The organism is Bacillus sp. XT-4 (assembly GCF_050864245.1).
In the GTDB taxonomy this organism is placed as follows: Bacteria; Bacillota; Bacilli; order Bacillales; family Bacillaceae; genus Bacillus; species Bacillus altitudinis.
In genome coordinates, this window is record NZ_JBPAFI010000001.1 from 106,002 (window position 1) to 126,148 (window position 20,147).

Annotated in this window: 14 protein-coding genes; 6 read left to right on the forward strand and 8 right to left on the reverse strand. The window is 42.3% G+C overall.

All coding sequences use genetic code 11. From position 1 onward, the window contains the following. Positions 1-2,937, reverse strand: a 2,937-nt coding sequence (gene gltB / locus ACRRMM_RS00495; RefSeq protein ID WP_432450762.1) for a glutamate synthase large subunit, incomplete at its 3' end; no start/stop codon positions are given. Between the two features lie 153 nt (positions 2,938-3,090). Here gltB and ACRRMM_RS00500 point away from each other — a divergent pair. From ACRRMM_RS00500 to ACRRMM_RS00510, 3 genes are all read left to right on the forward strand, one after another. Continuing rightward, on the forward strand, positions 3,091-3,993 hold the full coding sequence (locus tag ACRRMM_RS00500; RefSeq protein WP_024718330.1) for a LysR family transcriptional regulator: 903 nt from the start codon (positions 3,091-3,093) through the stop codon (positions 3,991-3,993). 94 nt (positions 3,994-4,087) lie between these two features. After that, positions 4,088-5,821: an ABC transporter ATP-binding protein gene (locus ACRRMM_RS00505; protein ID WP_148943912.1), complete on the forward strand. Its 1,734-nt coding sequence runs from the start codon at positions 4,088-4,090 to the stop codon at positions 5,819-5,821. Continuing rightward, complete coding sequence (locus ACRRMM_RS00510; protein WP_146271430.1) at positions 5,818-7,647, forward strand: ABC transporter ATP-binding protein; 1,830 nt, start codon at positions 5,818-5,820, stop codon at positions 7,645-7,647. The genes ACRRMM_RS00505 and ACRRMM_RS00510 overlap by 4 nt, the downstream gene beginning before the upstream one ends. 59 nt (positions 7,648-7,706) lie before the next feature. Here ACRRMM_RS00510 and ACRRMM_RS00515 read toward each other — a convergent pair whose 3' ends face one another. Next, on the reverse strand, positions 7,707-8,528 hold the full coding sequence (locus ACRRMM_RS00515; RefSeq protein WP_252224400.1) for a MerR family transcriptional regulator: 822 nt from the start codon (positions 8,526-8,528) through the stop codon (positions 7,707-7,709). An 88-nt stretch (positions 8,529-8,616) separates the two neighbouring features. On the opposite strand from ACRRMM_RS00515, the gene ACRRMM_RS00520 reads away from it, so the two are divergent. Then, positions 8,617-9,186 carry a GNAT family N-acetyltransferase gene (locus ACRRMM_RS00520; protein WP_057079434.1) on the forward strand — a complete coding sequence of 190 codons (570 nt, stop codon included), beginning with the start codon at positions 8,617-8,619 and terminating at the stop codon, positions 9,184-9,186. A 181-nt stretch (positions 9,187-9,367) separates the two neighbouring features. On the opposite strand, the gene ACRRMM_RS00525 is transcribed toward ACRRMM_RS00520, so the two are convergent. Genes ACRRMM_RS00525 through proC form a run of 3 tightly spaced genes read right to left on the reverse strand, consistent with a single transcriptional unit; the run spans position 9,368 to position 12,598 of the window. Then, positions 9,368-10,636 carry a glutamate-5-semialdehyde dehydrogenase gene (locus tag ACRRMM_RS00525; protein WP_046343747.1) on the reverse strand — a complete coding sequence of 423 codons (1,269 nt, stop codon included), beginning with the start codon at positions 10,634-10,636 and terminating at the stop codon, positions 9,368-9,370. Between the two features lie 18 nt (positions 10,637-10,654). Further along, positions 10,655-11,773, reverse strand: a complete 1,119-nt coding sequence (gene proB, locus ACRRMM_RS00530; protein ID WP_019743320.1) for a glutamate 5-kinase — start codon at positions 11,771-11,773, stop codon at positions 10,655-10,657. 27 nt (positions 11,774-11,800) lie between these two features. Then, the gene (gene proC / locus ACRRMM_RS00535; protein WP_007500664.1) at positions 11,801-12,598 is read right to left on the reverse strand and encodes a pyrroline-5-carboxylate reductase; all 798 of its coding nucleotides are present in this window, start codon (positions 12,596-12,598) and stop codon (positions 11,801-11,803) included. Positions 12,599-13,068: 470 nt separating this feature from the next. On the opposite strand from proC, the gene ACRRMM_RS00540 reads away from it, so the two are divergent. Both ACRRMM_RS00540 and ACRRMM_RS00545 read left to right on the forward strand, forming a co-directional pair. Continuing rightward, a complete protein-coding gene (locus tag ACRRMM_RS00540; RefSeq protein WP_254505532.1) occupies positions 13,069-14,265 on the forward strand; it encodes a cytochrome P450 in 1,197 nt (398 codons plus the stop codon). 118 nt (positions 14,266-14,383) lie between these two features. Next, positions 14,384-16,423: a molybdopterin oxidoreductase family protein gene (locus tag ACRRMM_RS00545; protein WP_432450763.1), complete on the forward strand. Its 2,040-nt coding sequence runs from the start codon at positions 14,384-14,386 to the stop codon at positions 16,421-16,423. Between the two features lie 46 nt (positions 16,424-16,469). On the opposite strand, the gene ACRRMM_RS00550 is transcribed toward ACRRMM_RS00545, so the two are convergent. The 3 genes from ACRRMM_RS00550 to xylA all read right to left on the reverse strand — a co-directional run bounded on the left by ACRRMM_RS00550 (position 16,470) and on the right by xylA (position 20,115). Continuing rightward, positions 16,470-17,156, reverse strand: coding sequence for a glycoside hydrolase family 11 protein (locus tag ACRRMM_RS00550; protein WP_007500674.1), 687 nt, complete (start codon positions 17,154-17,156; stop codon positions 16,470-16,472). A 94-nt stretch (positions 17,157-17,250) separates the two neighbouring features. Next, a complete protein-coding gene (xylB, locus tag ACRRMM_RS00555; RefSeq protein WP_428828964.1) occupies positions 17,251-18,744 on the reverse strand; it encodes a xylulokinase in 1,494 nt (497 codons plus the stop codon). 33 nt (positions 18,745-18,777) lie between these two features. Next, the gene (gene xylA / locus ACRRMM_RS00560; RefSeq protein WP_428828965.1) at positions 18,778-20,115 is read right to left on the reverse strand and encodes a xylose isomerase; all 1,338 of its coding nucleotides are present in this window, start codon (positions 20,113-20,115) and stop codon (positions 18,778-18,780) included. Positions 20,116-20,147: the final 32 nt, after the last annotated feature.

Genomic DNA, 20,147 nt, shown 5'->3' on the forward strand with positions numbered 1-20,147 from the left:
TAGGCCAACACCTGGCGTAGAACCACGGACGTCTGCAACCCAAGGATATACTTTATTTCCTGGCAGCTGTCCGCCTTCTCCCGGCTTTGCACCTTGCGCCATTTTAATTTGCAGTTCATCTGCATTGACTAAATAATGACTTTTCACGCCAAAGCGGCCAGAAGCAATTTGTTTAATCGCACTTCTGCGATCATCCCCGTGCTCATCTACTGTGAAGCGTGCAGGGTCTTCCCCGCCTTCTCCGCTGTTGCTTTTGCCGCCAATTCGGTTCATCGCAATCGCTAGTGCTTCATGCGCTTCTTTACTTAGTGAACCAAATGACATCGCACCTGTCTTAAAGCGGCGTACAATGGATTCAGCAGATTCAACTTCTTCTAGACGAACTGGCTTTTGTTTTGAACGAAAAGCAAATAGATTTCTAAGGAAACCAATTCGTTCTTCATCCGCCGCCTTCGTATATTGCTTAAATAGATCATAATCTTCGTTGCGGCATGCCCACTGAAGGGTATGAATGGTTTTTGGATTAAAGGCATGATGCTCTCCATTTTTTCTCCACTGGAACTCACTGCCTGATTCTAGCGTTTGATCAGTTGATGCCTGATACCCAGCCTCATGACGAAGCTTTGCTTCACTTGCAATGGTGTCAAGATCAATACCGCCTAGCTGAGAAGCTGTTCCTGTGAAATACGCCTGGATGACATCTTCACTAATGCCGACTGCTTCAAAAATTTGTGCGCCTCGATAGCTTTGGACAGTGGAAATTCCCACTTTAGACATTACTTTAACGACGCCCTCAGTCACACTTTTCCCAAACTTTGTGACAGCTTCATCAAAGCTAATCGCAATCGCTTCTTCAGCAATAAGCTGTTTGTATGTTTCGTAAACGAGGTACGGATGGATCGCATCTGCACCGTAGCCAATCAGTGCGGCAAAATGATGAACCTCTCTTACTTCTCCAGATTCGACGATTAAGCTCACCTTTGTTCGTAAGCCTTGACGCACAAGATGCTGATGAAGTGCACTCAATGCAAGAAGTGGTGGAATCGGCACTTTTTCTTCCGTCATGTCACGATCGGAAAGAATTAGTAAAGATACCCCTTCACGAATGGCTTTTTCTGCCTCTTCAAACATCGCATCAAGACCTCGTTTTAGGTCATCAGTGAAAAGTGTATGAATCGTTTTGCTTTTAAAGGCGTTATGAACAATTGTTTTCAAGCCGTTGAACTGCCCGCTTGTTAAAACAGGTGTATAAAGTTTAATTCTTCGGCATGAATATTCATTTGGATGTAAAATATCTCCTTCTGCACCTAACCAAGTCATGGTCGATGTAACAAGCTGCTCACGAATGGCATCAATCGGCGGATTCGTCACTTGAGCAAACAGCTGTTTGAAATAAGAAAACAGCGACTGTGCACGATCTGATAACACAGCAAGCGGTGTATCACTTCCCATTGAGCCAATTGGGTCCTTTCCTTCTTCGAGTAAAGGAATTAAATACTTTTGAATGTCTTCGTACGTATAATGGAAAGCACGCTGACGCGTTAACAAATCACTCATTATACTAGAATTTTCTGAATTTTCTTCAGAGCGATTGACGTGAACCATTTCTTCATCGAGCCATTTTTGATAAGGAAGTTCATTCGCAATCGAAGATTTCACTTCTTCATCAGAAATAATGCGTCCTTCTTCTAAATCGATTAACAGCATTTTACCTGGTTCAAGACGGTCTTTATACTTCACATCTTCTTCATTCGTGTCGATGACGCCGACTTCAGATGAGAAAATGATATGATCGTCATTTGTCACATAGTATCTCGCAGGTCTTAATCCGTTACGGTCTAAGATGGCGCCGATTTGTTTACCATCCGTAAACGAAATCGCTGTCGGGCCATCCCACGGCTCCATTAACGAACTATGGTATTCATAAAATGCCCGTTTCTCTTTTGACATGTGCGTATTCTCCGTCCACGGCTCAGGAATCAGCATCATCGCTGTATGAGCAGGAGTACGCCCTGCAAGCACGAAAAATTCAAAGGCATTGTCTAAAATGGATGAATCACTTCCGTCTGCATTCAGCACTGGCAAAATCTTGTCTAGATCTTCTCCGAAGGCTTCAGACACGAATTGCTGTTCTCTTGCTCTCATCCAATTGATGTTTCCTCTTAATGTATTGATTTCTCCGTTATGAATTAAGTAACGGTTTGGATGCGCTCGTTCCCATGTCGGGAATGTATTTGTACTAAATCTTGAATGAACGAGTGAAAATGCAGAAACAAATGTTTCATCCTGTAGATCAAGATAAAAAGCATCGACTTGATCTGATGTTAAAAGCCCCTTATATACGATGGTTTGACTCGACAGGCTGACAAAGTAAAATTGTTTTTCCTCTGCTGTTCCCCAGTTTTCAGCCTGCTTACGGATGACATATAGTTTTCGTTCAAATGACAAACGGTCTGTAATGTTGTCGTTTGCTCCGATAAAGACCTGTCTCACAACCGGACAGCTCTTCGCTGCAACCGTTCCAATTTTCCCAGCATCAACAGGGACCGTTCTCCAGCCAATTAATGTTTGCCCTTCTTGTTTAATGAAGCCGTTGATCTTTTGTTCGATCGCTTGACGCGTTTTGGCATCATCATCTTTTGAAAAGAACACCATTCCTACCCCGTAACGGCCCTTTTCAGGAAGTGCAAAGTCTTGACAGTTCTTTCTAAAAAAAGCGTCTGGCAGTTGTACCATTAAGCCGGCACCATCACCTGTATACGGATCACTGCCTTGCCCGCCGCGGTGATCAAGCTGGCACAGCATTTGCAATCCCTTTTTGACGATGCTATGTGTCGCCTCCCCTTTTAAATGGGCGTACAGTCCGATTCCACATGCATCATGTTCAAATTCAGGACGGTAGAGACCTTGTGGTTGTGGTAGTTGATTATAAGTCATCGTTTCTCTCCCCCGTTTAAAAGATCCGTTTTTTCACAGTAATAAAATCTCACAAACTCTGTAACTTATTTTAAGTTTTCAAATTGATATAAACAATATATAATTTAGATCAAAACAATCTCTTTTTGAGATAGATGGGTGTGAAGTGCAAAAATGGAGCTTCGTCAATTACGTTATTTTGTAGAAGTTGCTGACCGTGAACACGTGTCAGAAGCGGCTGAAAACTTACACGTTGCCCAATCTGCCATCAGCCGGCAGATTGCCAATTTAGAAGAAGAACTTGGAGTGGCTTTATTCGAACGAGAAGGACGAAATATCAAATTAACGAAAATCGGCAGACAATTTTTGGACCATGTCAGAACCGCCCTAAAAGCGATAGATTACGCCAAAGAACAAATTGATGAATACTTAGACCCACACAAAGGGACAGTGAACATTGGATTTCCTACAAGTCTAGCAAGCCAAGTGCTCCCTTCTGTCATTTCCGCATTTAAGCTGGAATATCCAGAGGTCGATTTTTTACTTCGGCAAGGTTCCTATAAGTTTCTGATTGAAGCTGTTAAAAATCGAGACATTGATCTTGCCTTTTTAGGACCCGTCCCGACAAACGATCCTCAAATAGAAGGAAATATCTTGTTTTCCGAAAGCATTTATGCCCTTTTGCCTATTAGTCACCCCTTTAGCGGGCAAAGAAGTATTCATTTAAGTGATTTGAGAAAAGACCATTTCGTTTTGTTTCCTGAAGGATATGTGCTGAGACAAATTGCGGTTGATGCCTGTAAGCAGGCTGGCTATGAGCCTACTATCTCATCTGAAGGAGAAGATTTGGATGCCATTAAAGGTCTCGTGTCAGCGGGTATGGGCGTTACCTTATTACCCGAAAGTGCCTTTTATGAAACAACACCGCGATTTACAGTGAAAATTCCAATTGATTTCCCTCAAGTGAGGAGAACGGTCGGAATTATTGCTTCTAAATCGAGAGAGATGTCTCCTTCTGCCCATGATTTTTATATGTTTGTAAAGGATTTCTTTTCAAAAATTGAACAATATAAATAATTCATTAAAACAAGACATTTCATTTGTAGAAATAATCCCTCTTTGTATATGATGAGTTACAGAACAACAGACTATATGGAAGAAAGGTAATCGTATGAAATCAATTTTATCGTTTTTAAAGCCCTATCGGCTATCCGTTGTGTCCATTGTAATTCTCACCTTTTTAAGCAGTATGCTCCAGCTGTATTTACCGACGCTTACGGCAGATATCGTTGATGTCGGGATCGTCCAAGGAGATGTCGCTTATATATGGAAGGTTGGGGGCTGGATGGTGGCTTGTTCTTTACTTGCCATCTTGCTCACGATTTGGAAGTCCTACTTGTCATCTAAGACAGCTCTAGGCTTCGGGCGTGATATGAGAAGACAGCTGTTTGTGCATGTCGAACAATTCTCATTAGAAGAATTTCAAAAAATCGGGACATCTTCCTTTATTACAAGATCAACAAATGATGTGAAACAAGTTCAAGATGTCACGATCATGATCTTACAAATGATGACACGGGCGCCACTTATGCTCGTTGGTGGAATTATTTTGGCTGTATCTAGAGATGCTGTGTTATCTCTCATCTTTTTAGCAGCTCTTCCCCTTCTTGGCGGGTTCATTTATTTGGTGTCAAGAAAAGCGATCCCCCTCTTTGGACAGCTTCAGAAAAAAACGGACCGGCTGAACTTAATTATGAGAGAGTCGCTTTCAGGCATTCGGGTCATTCGTGCGTTTAACCGAGTAGATGACGAAAAGGAACGTTTTCAAGAAGCCAATACATCGTATAAGGATACTGGCCTTAAGGTCAATCGATTAATGGCGTACTTGTTTCCTTTTATGCTCATCATCATGAACTTCACGAATATCGGCATTGTCTGGATTGGCGCTAATCGGATTGATGCCGGACAGATGGAAGTCGGGAATCTGATCGCCTTCATTCAATATGCGATGATGATTTTAATGGCACTCATTATGCTTTCTATGAGTTTTATTATGGTGCCTAGAGCTCAGGCATCAGCTAAACGGATGAATGAAGTGTTAAATCTAGAACCAAAAATTAAAGACAAAAAAGAAGCTGTCACTAAACTTGATCAGCCGGCCCAGTCCATTCGCTTTGAGAATGTGTCATTTTATTATTCAAATGCTGAAAAACCAGCCGTTCAAGACATGACGTTTGAAGCCAAAAAGGGTGAAACGACGGCGATCATTGGCAGTACAGGTTCCGGGAAAACGACCCTTCTTCAGCTGATGACACGTTTTTATGAAGCAACAGAAGGAAGAATTACATTAGATGGTGTCGATATTAGAGAATTGCCTCAAGAGAAACTGAGAAGTCAGATGGGTTATGTTTCTCAAAAAGCCATTTTATTTAGCGGAACCATTGCTGATAATGTGCGCTTTGGCAAACGCGATGCAACAGATGACGAGATTTGGCAGGCACTGCGGACGGCACAGGCCGAAGAATTTGTTTTGCAAAAAGATGGCGGAATTCACGCAGAGATAGACCAAGGAGGTTCGAATCTCTCTGGCGGTCAAAAGCAGCGTCTTTCGATCGCAAGAGCACTCGTAAGAAAACCTTCATTCTACCTGTTTGACGATAGCTTCTCTGCCCTTGATTACAAAACGGATGCAAAACTTCGGTCAGCACTAGAAGCTGAAAAAGAGCATGCTGCTTTGATTATTGTGGCTCAAAGAATCAGCACGGTGAAGCATAGCGATAAAATCATTGTGTTAGATGATGGAAAAATAGCAGGTATCGGTACACATGAACAGTTACTGAAAGATAACCTTGTCTATCAAGAGATAGTCGCATCACAGGAAGGTCAGGAGGTGGAGCAAGGATGAGTAAAAAAATGTCTTCTGGAATGGGACATAAAGGCGGTCACCCAAGGGGCCCAGTACCAAAGCCGAAGGAATTTAAAAAAACACTTCTTCGTTTAACGGGCTATTTAAAACCGAGAAAATTTCAGCTGATCATTGTCCTGATTGCAGCGATCGGTTCAACCGTTTTTAATGTCATCAGTCCAAAATTACTTGGGGATGCCACCTCTTCCCTATTTGAAAGTTTTACACAAGGAACTGGCGTTCAATTCGATGTCATTTCACGCATTTTATTGCTGCTTGTTCTATTATATGTCGTCGCATCTCTCTTCTCATTCGTGCAGCAATATGTAATGGCGGGTGTCTCGCAGCAGACCATTGCTGAATTAAGGCAAGAAGCAAATGACAAGCTCACACGTCTCCCCCTTCGTTATTTTGATAAAACAACACACGGAGACACGCTGAGCCGGGTGATGAACGACATTGATAATATTAATACTTCTTTACAGCAGGCACTCACGCAAGTGATTACATCTGTTATTACAGTCATTGGAATTGTCGTCATGATGCTTTTCATCAGTCCGCTACTGACGCTGCTTGTTTGTTTGACGCTGCCGCTTAGTTTGTTTGCGATTCGTGGCATTACATCATTTTCGCAAAAGCATTTTAAGGCACAGCAAAAAGAACTAGGGATGATCAATGGACATATTAATGAAATGTTCACAGGACATCAGACGGTTCGTGCGTATGGCTATGAAAAGAAAGCCATTGATACATTTGATCAATTAAACGAACAACTATATGAATCTTCAAGAAAAGCACAATTTATCTCCGGCTTAATGATGCCGATGATGACCTTTATTGGGAATCTTGGCTATGTGGCGGTAAGTGTTGCTGGCGGAATTCTTGTCATTAACGGGAATATTCGTGTTGGGGATGTGCAAGCATTTATCCAATACACACAGCAAATGTCGCAGCCGCTTGTGCAAGCATCCAGTGTTGCAAACTTAGTTCAATCTGCTATCGCTTCTGCTGAACGGGTGTTTGAAATTCTGGATGAGGAAGAAGAACATGCGGAAGAAGATGCAGCGATTGATCTTAAATCCCTTTCCGGAGATGTGGCCTTTGAGCACGTTCACTTCGGTTATGAGAAAGATCAACCCATTATTAAAGATTTGAATTTACATGTCCGAGAAGGACAAACGGTTGCCATTGTTGGGCCAACAGGCGCTGGAAAAACAACGATTATTAATCTGTTAATGCGCTTTTACGAGCTAGATCAAGGCTCCATTCGCATTGGCGGCGTAAAAACCACCGACCTCAGCCGAGAGCAAGTGCGTGACTTATTTGCGATGGTTCTTCAGGATACATGGCTCTTTGAAGGCACAATTTATGACAACATCGCATATGGCAGACCGAATGTTTCAAAAGAGGATGTGTTGAAGGCCGCTAAACATGCCTATGCAGATGATTTCATCCGCACCCTTCCAGATGGATATGACACACTCTTAACAGAAGATGCCGGCAACCTCTCGCAAGGTCAGCGTCAACTGTTAACCATCGCCCGTGCCATCTTATCTGATCCGAAGATATTAATCTTAGATGAAGCAACAAGCAGTGTCGATACACGGACAGAGATGCATATTCAAAAAGCAATGAATGAATTAATGAACGGCAGAACAAGCTTCGTCATTGCACATCGACTTTCAACGATTAAAGATGCCGATCTCATTTTAGTCATGAAAGATGGCACGATCATTGAAAAAGGAACTCATCGTGAGCTTTTGAAAGAAAAAGGCTTTTATGCCGACCTCTATATGAGTCAATTTGCCGAAAACCAAGTCGGTTAAACAGCACCAAAAAGGATAGACAGCATGTAAAAATGCCTGTCTATCCTTTTTGTTATGCCTTAAGCTTCGCGTTTTCTGACTTTCACACTAAGTTTCGTCATGTAATCCGCTTCATTTTTAGACATCAGAGAATGAAGTAAATACTCCTCAAAGACATCCCCATCCAGTATCATATCCTCTGCTTCGATGTGATCTAATAAACGTGAATAGGCAGTCTCCATTTCTTCATATGTTCCTTGTTGATACATGACTGCATAAAGGCCCGCTGGCTTTTTGACTGCATCCGGCCCTTCCATTCGGCAAAACAGCCTATCAGACTGATGATAATGACGCTGCAAAAACTGCTCCTTGTTTAAAACAGAACCATTTGCCGCAGCACCTTTAATCCCAATTCCTTTCAGAAATTCTCCTACAATTCGAGAAATTTCTTCTACAGGTGTGTTTGAATCAATCGGGTTTGATGTACTGAGGATGATCGGTTCCTCTGGCAGTTCTTGAAACAAGACCTCCCCTGTTTTCACTGATGATAATTCATTCGTTGTCTCGATCACACGAAAAAGAAAAGATTGAATATCCTGTAGTTTTTGGATCTCCTCTCCGACCTTTTCTGCTTGATCAACCGCCAGGCTTTGCAATTTATCTTGAGAAGGCTCAGTAAAGTATTGTTTTAATTGCTTGATCGGAAATTGAACAGCACGAAGGGATTGAATGGCCATGAAATGATCAAATTGTTCAAATGTATAATAACGGTATCCATTTTCCTGAACACCTGCCGGCTTAAACAAATCGATTTTATCATAATAGAGCAGTGTATCTTTTTTCACTTCAAATAATGCCGCAAATTCTCCAGTTAAAAATGTTTTTTGAACATCGCTCATCATTTTTAAGGCTCCTTTCTTGACTATGGAGTTACTCCATCCTTTATGATAACATGCATAAACACCACGTATGTGGAGAAAGGATTTACACATGAACAAAATCGCACAAGATCAAGTCACATTATCACTTGCAAATCAAGAAGACTTCCCTTTGATGAAAAAGGAACTGCAAGATGCTTTCACTGCTGGCATCATTGATGCATTTGGGGATGCAGAAGGTGGACCAATTCCTCCTGATGAGTCGATTGATGAATCCTTTTATTCGTCAGAGAACCTTGTCTATCATATTTTACTAAATGGTCAAAAGGCAGGAGGGGTTGTTTTAAAAATCAATCATCACACACACCGCAATTCGGTGGATCTGTTATATATCTCTTCATCATCTCACAGCCGAGGCATTGGTCAGGCAGCATGGAAAGCCATTGAGGCGCAATATCCAGAAACGAAGGTGTGGGAAGTTGTCACTCCTTATTTTGAAAAGCGCAACATTCATTTTTATGTGAACAAATGCGGGTTTCAGATTGTTGAGTTTTATCACTTACACCATCCAGATCCGAGCTTCCCTCATGAGAAGAATCAAGAAAATGACCCTTTAGCACCTGAGACATTTGAATTTTTCAAATTTGAGAAAGTCATGAAAAAAGACCGTTCAAGTTCATAAAAAAACTAGATTGTTGACAAAGGGCTAAAATGGACTTCATTTTAGCCCTTTGTCTTCTTTTTCAAGAGTTGTCAGTGCTTCAGCATCGTTTCCATGTCGTTCCCCTTTTTTCTCTCTTCTTTTCTCATACACTAAAAAAACACTACCCCAAGTTAGAAAGGTAGTGTTCGTTACATTCATTCTAGCTTCTAATCTGACCATCACCAGATAGAAGCAGCTTTGTTGTTGTCAGTGCAGGAAGTCCCATTGGCCCTCTTGCGTGCAGCTTTTGAGTAGAAATGCCAATTTCAGCGCCATATCCTAGTGCACCGCCATCTGTAAAACGTGTAGATGCGTTATGATAAACAGCGGCCGCATCGACTTCGTTTAGAAAGATTTGTGCGTTTTTTTCATCCTCTGTTACGATGGCTTCTGAATGTTTCGTTCCGTACTGATCAATGTGGTGAATGGCGTCCTCAATTGAGTCAACGACTTTCACCGCAAGATCAAGACTTAAATACTCATCTGTCCAATCCACTTCCTCCGCAGGAACCGCTTCGGAAAAGAAGGATTGAGCGTCTTGATCTCCATGCACAGTGACTTGGTGCTGAAGCAGTGCTTCATTCAATGCTGCACCATTTTCTTTCAGCCAATCGCGATGAACGATCAGAGTCTCAAGCGCATTACAAACGGCCGGACGATTTGTTTTCGCATTGATGACAATCTGAATGGCTTTTTCTACATTCGCTGTTTGATCAATAAAGATATGGCAGTTCCCTGTCCCTGTTTCAAGAACTGGAATGGTCGATTCTTCTACAACTGTTTTGATTAAAGAAGCCCCGCCTCTCGGAATTAAAACATCAATCCACTCTTTTAAATGAAACATCGCTTGAACCGATGAACGGTCTGTTTGTTCAATAAACTGTACCGCATCACGAGGGATCTTTGTTTGATCCAATGCTTCATGAATGACGCGGACGATGGCTTTGTTGGAAGAAATAGCGGAGGAACCGCCTTTTAAAATCACTGAGTTGCCTGCCTTAAGGGCAAGCCCTGCTGCATCGACAGTGACATTCGGTCTCGCTTCATAGATCATCCCGATCACGCCGAGCGGTACTCTTCGGCTTTTCACATGTAAGCCGTTCTCAAGAGTCCATTCATCCAATATTTCTCCAACAGGATCTGTTAATCTCGTCACAAGCCGCAAACTTTCTGCAAACTCATGAATTCTCTCTTCATTTAACATTAATCGATCCATTAATGCTTCAGAGAAGCCCTTTTCTTTTCCTGCCTCTAAATCCTTTTGATTTTCCTGTAAAATAAAATCACTTTGCTGTTCGAGCGTTTCTGCTATTTTCAGTAGCGCCTCATTTTTTTCCTCTGTTTGAAGTAAACCTAGTTTTTTTGATACGTGCTTTGCTTTTTTCGCTTTTTCTTTGACCGATGTGACAACTTCAGCTGTCAGTGTCATGAAATTCCTCCCTTATGATTAGCAAACTGGTATTGATAAATCTAAATGACAAACAAACGCTTCAAGATCTACGACATGCACCACTTCATCCTGTAGCAAGTCACCGTTGAGTGCGAGTTCGTCGGACGCATAATTGACAATGCCAAGCCCTATTTCTCTTTCATCTTGATCTAAAATACGGACTACATCGCCTTTTTTAAACGAACCCTTTACATCGACTATGCCGTCAGAATCCAGACTTTTCTCACGATGCATGAGAAGCTCCTGTGTTTTCTCTTGAACAACGATTTCGCCTTTTGGGCCAGAATGAAAAGCAATCCACTGTTTTTTATAATTCAGCGGCGCTAAATTTTCGTCAGCTGTAAAATAAGTGCCGTCCTCTGTCCCATTGATGGCTTTGTCTAAAATGTGAGGCGTATCGGCTTTTCCCAAAAAGCCATTGATGCCTGCGGCCATTGAAATTTTAAAGGCATCGAGTTTTGATTTCATTCCGCCTGTGCCAACGCTGCTTCCCGCATCTCCAGCGGCTGCTTCGATGTCTTCTGTAATTTCTGTGACTTCTAGAATTCTCTTCGCATTCGGGTTTGTATGAGGGTTATCTTCATACAAGCCGTCAATATCAGATAAAATAGCGAGGAAATCCGCATCAATCAGTCCAGCTACTTTTGCAGACAATGTATCATTATCTCCAAACTTCAAACGATTGATCGTCACTGTATCATTTTCATTAATAATCGGGATGATCCCTCGATCTAATAACACATTCATTGTATTTCGCACATTTTGATAGCGCGTTTCATCTGAAAAATCGCTTCTTGTAATTAATAGCTGTGAAGCAATATAACCGTGCGATAAAAATAAAGTAGAATATGACTCCATTAAAAGCCCTTGCCCTATTGAGGCAGACGCCTGTTTTTCTGGCAGTGTTTTCGGTCTATCAATAAATCCTAATTTTCGGTAACCAGCTGCAACCGCACCAGATGAGACCAAAATGACTTCGTGTCCTTCATCTTTGAGTTTTACAATTTGATTGACGAGGTTTTCTAGTTTTTTTAAACTAATCTCACCTTGAAAGCTAGTAAGAGAGCTGCTTCCGATTTTCACAACAATTCGTTTTCTCTCTTTATCTGCGTACACCTTATCACTCCTGTATTGAGGCTCTATTTATATCGTTACTTTTTGTTTTTGCTGTTCACTTATTTCTTTTGATCGATTGGCGGCATGTTTGACGGCCTGCTTGATGGCTTCTCCTCCACCAAAATCATCTAATGCATCTAGTCCTGCAGCAGTTGTTCCATTAGGTGACGTAATTTTTTCTCTGAGGACAGAAGGATTTTCAGCTGTTTCTTGCAGCATCTTCGCTGCACCGAGAAGTGTCTGTGTACCGATTTGACGGGACATTTCTTTTGATAAGCCAGCTTCTTCTCCAGCTTCTTCGATTCTTTCCATTAAGAAATAAAAATAAGCTGGACCGCTTCCGGCAATTCCTGTGAAAATATCCATTTGCTCTTCCTGAATGGTATATACTTCTCCCATTTCAGATAAAAGAGCCCGACTCATGCTTACATGTTCATTTTTCACATCACGTCCAGCAGATAAAGCGGTCGCCGACGCCCCAATCGTACTTGACGTATTTGGCATTACTCGCATAACAGGCTGCCCTTCATGCAGCATGTCTTCAATATACGATGATTTCACACCTGCAAGCACAGACAGGATAAGCTGATCTTTCTGAATATGAGGTTTTAATGATTCAAGTGCTGTTTCAGCATCCTTTGGCTTCATTGCCAGGATCAACATATCCATCTCTTCAAAAGGAAATGAATCCATTGTGGCTGTTTGGATTCCGTAGCGTTTCGTTAGTTCGTTTAATCGCTGCTTATTTTGCTTGTTTGTTGCGTAAATGTGGCTGAGCGGCATCTGACCTGATCGCACAATACCTGCAATCATTCCTTCCGCCATAGAACCTGCTCCAATGAAAGCAACTTTCTTTTGATCAATGATATTGATCCTCTCCCTTGTTCGCTTTTTGTTCGTGTTTTTCGCACGTTAGTTATCGTAACATGATGAGAAATCGTGTCAAGAAAGAGCCAGCGCTTTTCAAAAGTCCCGAATACACGCTGAACAGCTTGCGGTATGTATGTTAGCCGTGTTTTTTCAAATCATCAATTTAGATCAAAAGAACTATACAGATTTGAATCATAGTACCCTTTCGTTCGACTGAATTCACCATTTTATTTTTGGTTTCGGTGACTTCAATTCTAGTTTTTAGAAAGCGTTATCATTTTTGGTGACTTTCTATTTTCCTATAGGATGAATGTGTTTGAATCTTTCGATTAGACTATTGACATATTTTAGAAAACATGTCCGTTGAAATGCGTTTTTCGTGGTGATACCGTGAAAGGGAATCAAGAGAAAAAGGAGCGTTCATAATGAAAGTAAAAGAAAATTACGTCAATGTCATCCCAATGAAAGAAATCCGATCTACTGATGACCTTCTTTTCCCATTCCCTATCTACAATGAATTACGATCGCAGGGTGATATTCGATACGATGAAACGAGAAAGTGCTGGGATCTCTTTCGATATGCTGATATTCAGTCCGTTCTGAAGCAGCCAAAAGTGTTTTCATCACAGCGAGGAAGAAGTACATCTAAAACGAGTATTTTAACAATGGACCCTCCAAAACATACCAAAATGAGAGCACTCGTCAATAAAGCCTTCACGCCAAAAGCGATCAAACAAATAGAAGAAAAGATCAAAGACTTGACCCATGATCTATTACATCAAGTAAAGGATCAACGGACCTTCGATATTGTGCAAGATTTGGCCGCTCCCCTACCTGTCATGATCATCGCCGAGCTTCTCGGTGCAGAAGTGAAAGACAGAGAGCTGATCAAAAAGCATTCAGATGCTCTAGTTGCAGGAGCCAAAGATGATTCAAAAGAAGCTGTTCAAGCCGTTGTCGACATGCAAAAACAAGCAGAAAAAGAGCTGTCAGCATACTTTGCTCATTTGATCCAAAAACGAAAAGAAACGCCAGCCGATGATTTAATCTCCCTTCTCATCCAAGCGGAAATTGACGGTGAGCGTTTATCAGAAAATGAACTGCTTGGCTTTTGTATACTCTTACTCGTTGCTGGTAATGAAACAACGACGAATTTAATCACAAATGCCGTACGACTTTTAACAGAACAGCCGCATATCGCCGAATCAGTGCGGCAAGACCTGTCTCTCATTCCTCAATTGACGGAGGAAACGCTGCGCTATTATCCGCCTGTTCAAGCGATTGGGCGAGTTGCAGCAGAGGATGTTCAGATTGCCGGTTCTCACATTGAAAAAGGAGACTATCTCATCAGCTGGGTGGCATCTGCGAATCGTGATGAACGGAAGTTTGACGATCCAGATACGTTTCGTCTTGACAGAAAATCAAATCCGCATTTGAGCTTTGGCTTCGGCATCCATTTTTGTCTTGGTGCTCCTCTCGCCCGGCTTGAGGCTCATCTAGCACTTGAGATTTTACTCCGTACGTTTCGAGAAATCACCCGTGCGGCAGATCAGCTGAAACCAATTCAAAGCACGTTTGTTTTTGGGGTCAAAGAATTCCCTGTGCAGGTCACCCGTTTTTAAAAGCCCCTTTCATCAGGGGCTTTTTTTCATATGCTTATCCTTACCTTCCTCGTCTGAACATGCTAAAATAAAGTCCATATGTACAGTGATCACGGAATTCGGAAAGGAAGCTAAACGTATGACCGATTACACAGCAATGAAAGACGGAATATTCAAATCAGTTTGTTCGTTAGATTGCCCTGACCAGTGCGGTCTTTTAATCCATAAAGAGAACGGAAAGATCGTTAAAGTTCAAGGAGACCCAGATCATCCAGTCACTCAAGGAAACATTTGCAATAAAGTGCGGAATGTCACAGCTCGTTTATATGATGAAAAACGTCTGACAACGCCATTAAAACGTGTAGGTCAAAAAGGTGACCGGCAGTTTGCACCAATTACGTGGGAAGAAGCGATTGAAACCATTCGTCAAAAATGGACAAAGCTGATCGAAGAAAAAGGACCAGAAAGCATTTTGCCTTACAGCTTCTATGGGAATATGGGGAATCTTAATGCAGAAGGAATGGACCGCCGCTTTTTCTATCGACTTGGCTCAAGTCAGCTAGACCGAACCATTTGTCAGTCAGCCGGAACAACAGGCTATAAATATACAATGGGCGCAAGCATCGGGACAGACCCAGAAGAAACCATTCACACGAAACTATTTATCTTTTGGGGCATCAATGCGGTTTCAACCAATATGCATCAAATCACGTTGGCACAAAAAGCTCGAAAGCAAGGGGCTAAAATTGTCGTCATTGATGTGCACAAAAACCAAACGGGCCGGATGGCAGATTGGTTCATTCCGCTTCGCCCTGGCACTGACAGTGCGCTAGCTCTTGGGATCATGCATGTCCTTTTTAAAGAAGACCGCACAGATGCGTCATTTTTAGAGACTTACACGGTCGGTCACAATGAGCTTCGCGAGCATGTGAAGCAGTACGATCCAGAAACGGTTGAACAAATCACGGGTGTCCCTAAAGAAGACATCATCTCACTTGCGAGAATGTACGCAGAGACAACGCCGTCTCTCATTCGTATTGGCAATGGGCTACAGCATCACGATAATGGCGGTATGAGTATTCGAACCATCTCCTGCCTCCCTGCCCTCACCGGTCAATGGCTGCATAAAGGCGGTGGTGCGATGAAATCGAACTCTTCTTTTCTTAGTTATAATGAAATCGCTCTTCAGCGACCGGAATTATTAAAGGAACGCGAACCTAGAACATTTAATATGAATCAGCTGGGCAGCGTGCTAACGAACGCAGAACCTTCTATTGATTCTCTTTTTGTCTACTCATGCAACCCGGCTGTTGTGACACCTGAAGCAAATAAAGTAAGAGACGGTTTGATGCGGGAAGACTTATTTACGGTTGTCCATGACTTGTTCATGACAGAGACAGCTACTTATGCGGATATTGTTCTGCCAGCGACATCTGCCTTTGAAAACGAGGATTTTTATACTTCTTACTGGCATCATTACATTCAAATTCAAGAACCTGTTATAGAACGTTATGGAGAAAGCAAATCAAACACTGAAGTGTTTCGTCTTTTGGCTCATGCGATGGGCTTTGAAGATGAAGCCTTTAAAGACACAGATGCGGAACTAATGGAACAAGCTCTTCATCATCCTGAAAATCCGCATTATGAAAACATTTCATATCAAGCGTTAAAAGAGAAAAAGTGGATCAAAGCAAAACGAGGGCCTTTCGAAGATTTAAAGCTCCCTACCCCAAGCGGGAAAATTGAGCTTTACTCTGAACAAATGAAAAAAGATGGATATCTAGCCCTTCCAACCTATGTACCTTTATTCAAGGAAAGTGATTATCCACTAACGTTTATACCGGGACCAAACCATAATTTTCTTAATTCCACCTTCTCTCTTCATGAGAAGCATCAAAAGCTAGAGAAATTTCCGAAGCTTCATATGAATGAACAAGATGCAAAAGAAAGACAGATTGAAGATGGGGACATGGTTCGTGTGCTGAATGATCGAGGAGAATGCGAGCTGATCGTGTCAGTCGGACAAAATGTGTTATCTGGTGTTGTTGTCAGTCAGGGATTATGGGCAGACCAAAAAGGCAAAAAACATTTGGTGAATGGCCTCACACCTGATCGTTTGGCAGATATGGGCGGCGGTGCGACGTTCTTTTCCGGCAGAGTCGAAGTTGAAAAATTATGATAGAAAGAGCCAGGAGTTTTGCTCCCGGCTCTTTTCTTTGACTTTTTTAGTTGCCAATAAACAGCTGATTGGTCATCACATTTGCACTTCCGCTGCTTTGGTAGCCTTCTACAGTAAATGCCGTTTCATACATTTTCCCCATTGGCATCCCTAAGCTTTCCCATTTTCTAAAATGCGCACTGACGGAGACCGTTCCGCTTGTACGTTTCGTTTGACGTACACTCCAATATTGCTTGAAGGTTGCGATCCCGATAATGGAAGGCTGATTGACACGGGTTGTTTCATAAATGTCATATGTGCCTCCATCAGCATAAAATGATCCTTTATACGCTCCTGTTGGACGATATGTGCCCCATGAATCAACAATGTAGTATTCTGCTAATGGAGATTGTGTCCAGCCATAGACACATAGATAGGAATTCCCGCCTGGGTTAAAACTTGCGTTGTAATTGATGGAGATGTTGCCAAGCTGATGGTGAGTTCTAGTGGAATCAAACTTTTTCCCTTTTCTAAATAAAGCATTTCCGATATTGTTCCAGCCTGCACTAAATGCCCCGCCGTTATTGAGTGTCATCGAGGTGTTTCCATAATCCTTCCATAATTCATAATCGTACCCGCTATGGTTACCCATTTCATTATTCGTAATGGTTCTCGCATGGGCTGGTACAGCCGTCAGTATAAGCGTCAGTCCAATACACATCACAAACAGCAGTCTTAATTTTCTCAAATTCATCGTCCATTCCTCTCCTTTTTCATCCTTTTGATTCTGTCATCTCTAAGATGAAATGAATTCATCACCTCCTTTCATGCCCCTACTCACTACTAGATTATCGATACTGTGCTAGACCCGCATGAATGTCTCTTGTGTGTGTATAAATGCTTTGATACAAACGAAAGAGATGATCATATACATCGACATGCTGTTGATTTGGTGTAAATACGACCGCTTGATGGATAAACTGATCCGCGCACGCCTCAAGTGACTCGTACCAGCCGCATCCAACTGCTGCAAGCATCGCTGCACCTAATGCGGGCCCTTGCTCATTTTCAAGCTGTATCACCTCAGCTTGAAAAATGTCTGCCTGCATTTGAAGCCATGTATGACTTCTCGCACCTCCACCAATGGACACAATAGCATCTATTCTTTTTCCGGCCTGCTTGAATAAAGCGATCGATTCATTTAATGAAAAAGTGATTCCTTCAAGCACAGCTCTAACCATATGCGCTTTTTTATGCCGGCTGTCTAATCCAATGAAGCTTCCACGAATGACTGAATCTGCATGAGGCGTTCTTTCCCCAACTAAATATGGCGTAAATAGCAATCCATTTGCGCCAGGCGCTATATCTTTTGCTCCGGCTAAAAGGTCTTTAAACGAATCATTTGGAGCAAGTAAAGATTTAATCCAATCGAGGCTATAACCTGCTGACAAAGTGACCCCCATTGTATAAAAAGCGTCTTTTTTTGCATGATGGAACAAATGCAAGTTTCCATTCAGCTCTCTGTTATGATTTTCTTCATAGGAAAGAATGACACCTGATGTGCCAATGCTGCATAGTGTGTGACCTGATGATAAAATGCCGGCACCAATGGCACCGCAAGCATTATCCGCTCCACCCGCAAAAACCTTCACCTCTTCTGCCATCCCGGTTTCCTTTGCGATCTGCGGCAAGAGTGTTCCAACCTCCGCCTCCGATGAAACGAGCGGCGGGCAAATACGAATCGGAATATCAAAGGTTTGACAAATCTCCTCACTCCATGCTTGTTCTCCCATATCCAACAGTAACGTACCAGCCGCATCAGAATAGTCCATATGAATAGCGCCGGTTAATCGATATCTGACATAATCTTTTGGAAGTAAAAACAAATGGATTCGTTGATCAATTTCTGGTTGATGTTCCTTTACCCATAACAACTTTGGCAGTGTAAACCCTTCTAACGCCTGATTTTTTGTGATCGCTTGCAGCCTGCCTCCTAGCTTTTCTGTCATGAGCACGCATTGCGGTGTTGTTCTTGTGTCATTCCACAAGATGGCAGGCCTGAGCACCTGAAGGGATTCATCCAATAAAACAAGTCCGTGCATTTGTCCAGAAAAACTGATGCCTTCTACTTGCCTTGACTGAACAGGCTTTCTCTCCATAAGTTCTGTCATCGCGGCAATCGTCTGCTCTACCCAGTCTTCAGGATTTTGCTCACAATAACCTGGTTTGCTTTGAATGAGGCGGTAAGATTTAGTCGTCTCGCAGCATACCTTCCCGCTCTCATCTACTAATATCGCTTTAACTCCACTCGTTCCAAGATCAATTCCCATCACATACTTCATGTGTTCACTCCTTCAAAACATCCGCCCGCTCCATTAATCTTCTAACAAATATTGATTTAATCTGGCTTTCAGCTGTTCCTCTCTGCCAGATTCGTTTCTGATGAGCGGATGTTTCAGTGCATATTCTTCTAATGTATGAAAGTTTGCCTTTCCTTCTGAAATCTCCAGTCCAATTCCTTCAGAAAAACTGCGGTACCTGTGCTTGATCACATCTTCAAACACACGGTCTTCTATGAGTCTATGAGCCACCCGCAGCCCTTTTGCGAATGCATCCATCCCCGCAATATGGGCATACAGAAGATCTTCCAGTTCAAAGGAGGCTCTTCTGACTTTTGCATCAAAATTGAGACCGCCTGTTCCAAGTCCGCCATTTTGCAAAATTTCATACATGGCGTGTGTTGTGGCATATAAATCCGTTGGGAATTCATCGGTGTCCCATCCTAGAAGGGAGTTTCCTTGGTTGGCATCAACGGAACCGAGCAGTCCATGAATTCTTGCTACACGCAGCTCATGCTCAAACGTATGACCCGCTAATGTCGCATGATTGGCCTCGATATTTAATTTAAAGTGTGTATCCAATCCATATTGTTTTAAAAAGGCGATCGATGTCGCTGCATCCGTATCATATTGATGAGTAGTCGGTTCCTTCGGCTTTGGCTCAATTAAAAATTGACCTGTAAATCCAATTTCTTTTGCATAATCGACTGCCATATGCAAAAAGGTCGCCAAATGGTCAAGCTCTCTTTTCATATCTGTATTCAGCAGTGTGTCGTAACCTTCTCGTCCTCCCCAGAAAACATAATTTTCTGCGCCGAGTTCCTTTGCTGTTTCGATGCCCTTTTTCACTTGTGCAGCTGCATAGGCAAATACATCTGCATGACAGGATGTCGCTGCACCGTGAACAAATCTTGGATGCTTAAACATATTAGCCGTGTTCCATAGAAGCCGAACCCCGCTTTGCTGCATGTAATCTTTCATTCTTTCTATGATGATGTCTAACTGCTGATTGGTCTCTTGAAGCGTGTCGCCCTCTGGTGCAATATCACGGTCATGGAATGAAAAATACGGAACATCCAATAGATCAAAGAGCTGAAAAGCCACTTCCAATCTAGCCTTCGCCAAATCCATTCCACTATAAGAATCCCATGCCCTTTTCATCGTGCCAGTTCCAAACATGTCTGTTCCATCAGCAGTCAATGTATGCCAATAAGCGACGGAGAATCGCAGGTGATCTTTCATTGATTTTCCGCCAATCATTTCGCTCGGATCATAATATTTAAATGCGAATGGGTTCTTTGAATGTTTTCCTTCATATTGAATGTTGCCAATCCCTTGTAAACGACTTAACGAAGTCATATTTGATTTGACCATAAGTGATTCCCCCTATATATTCACTTAGTAAG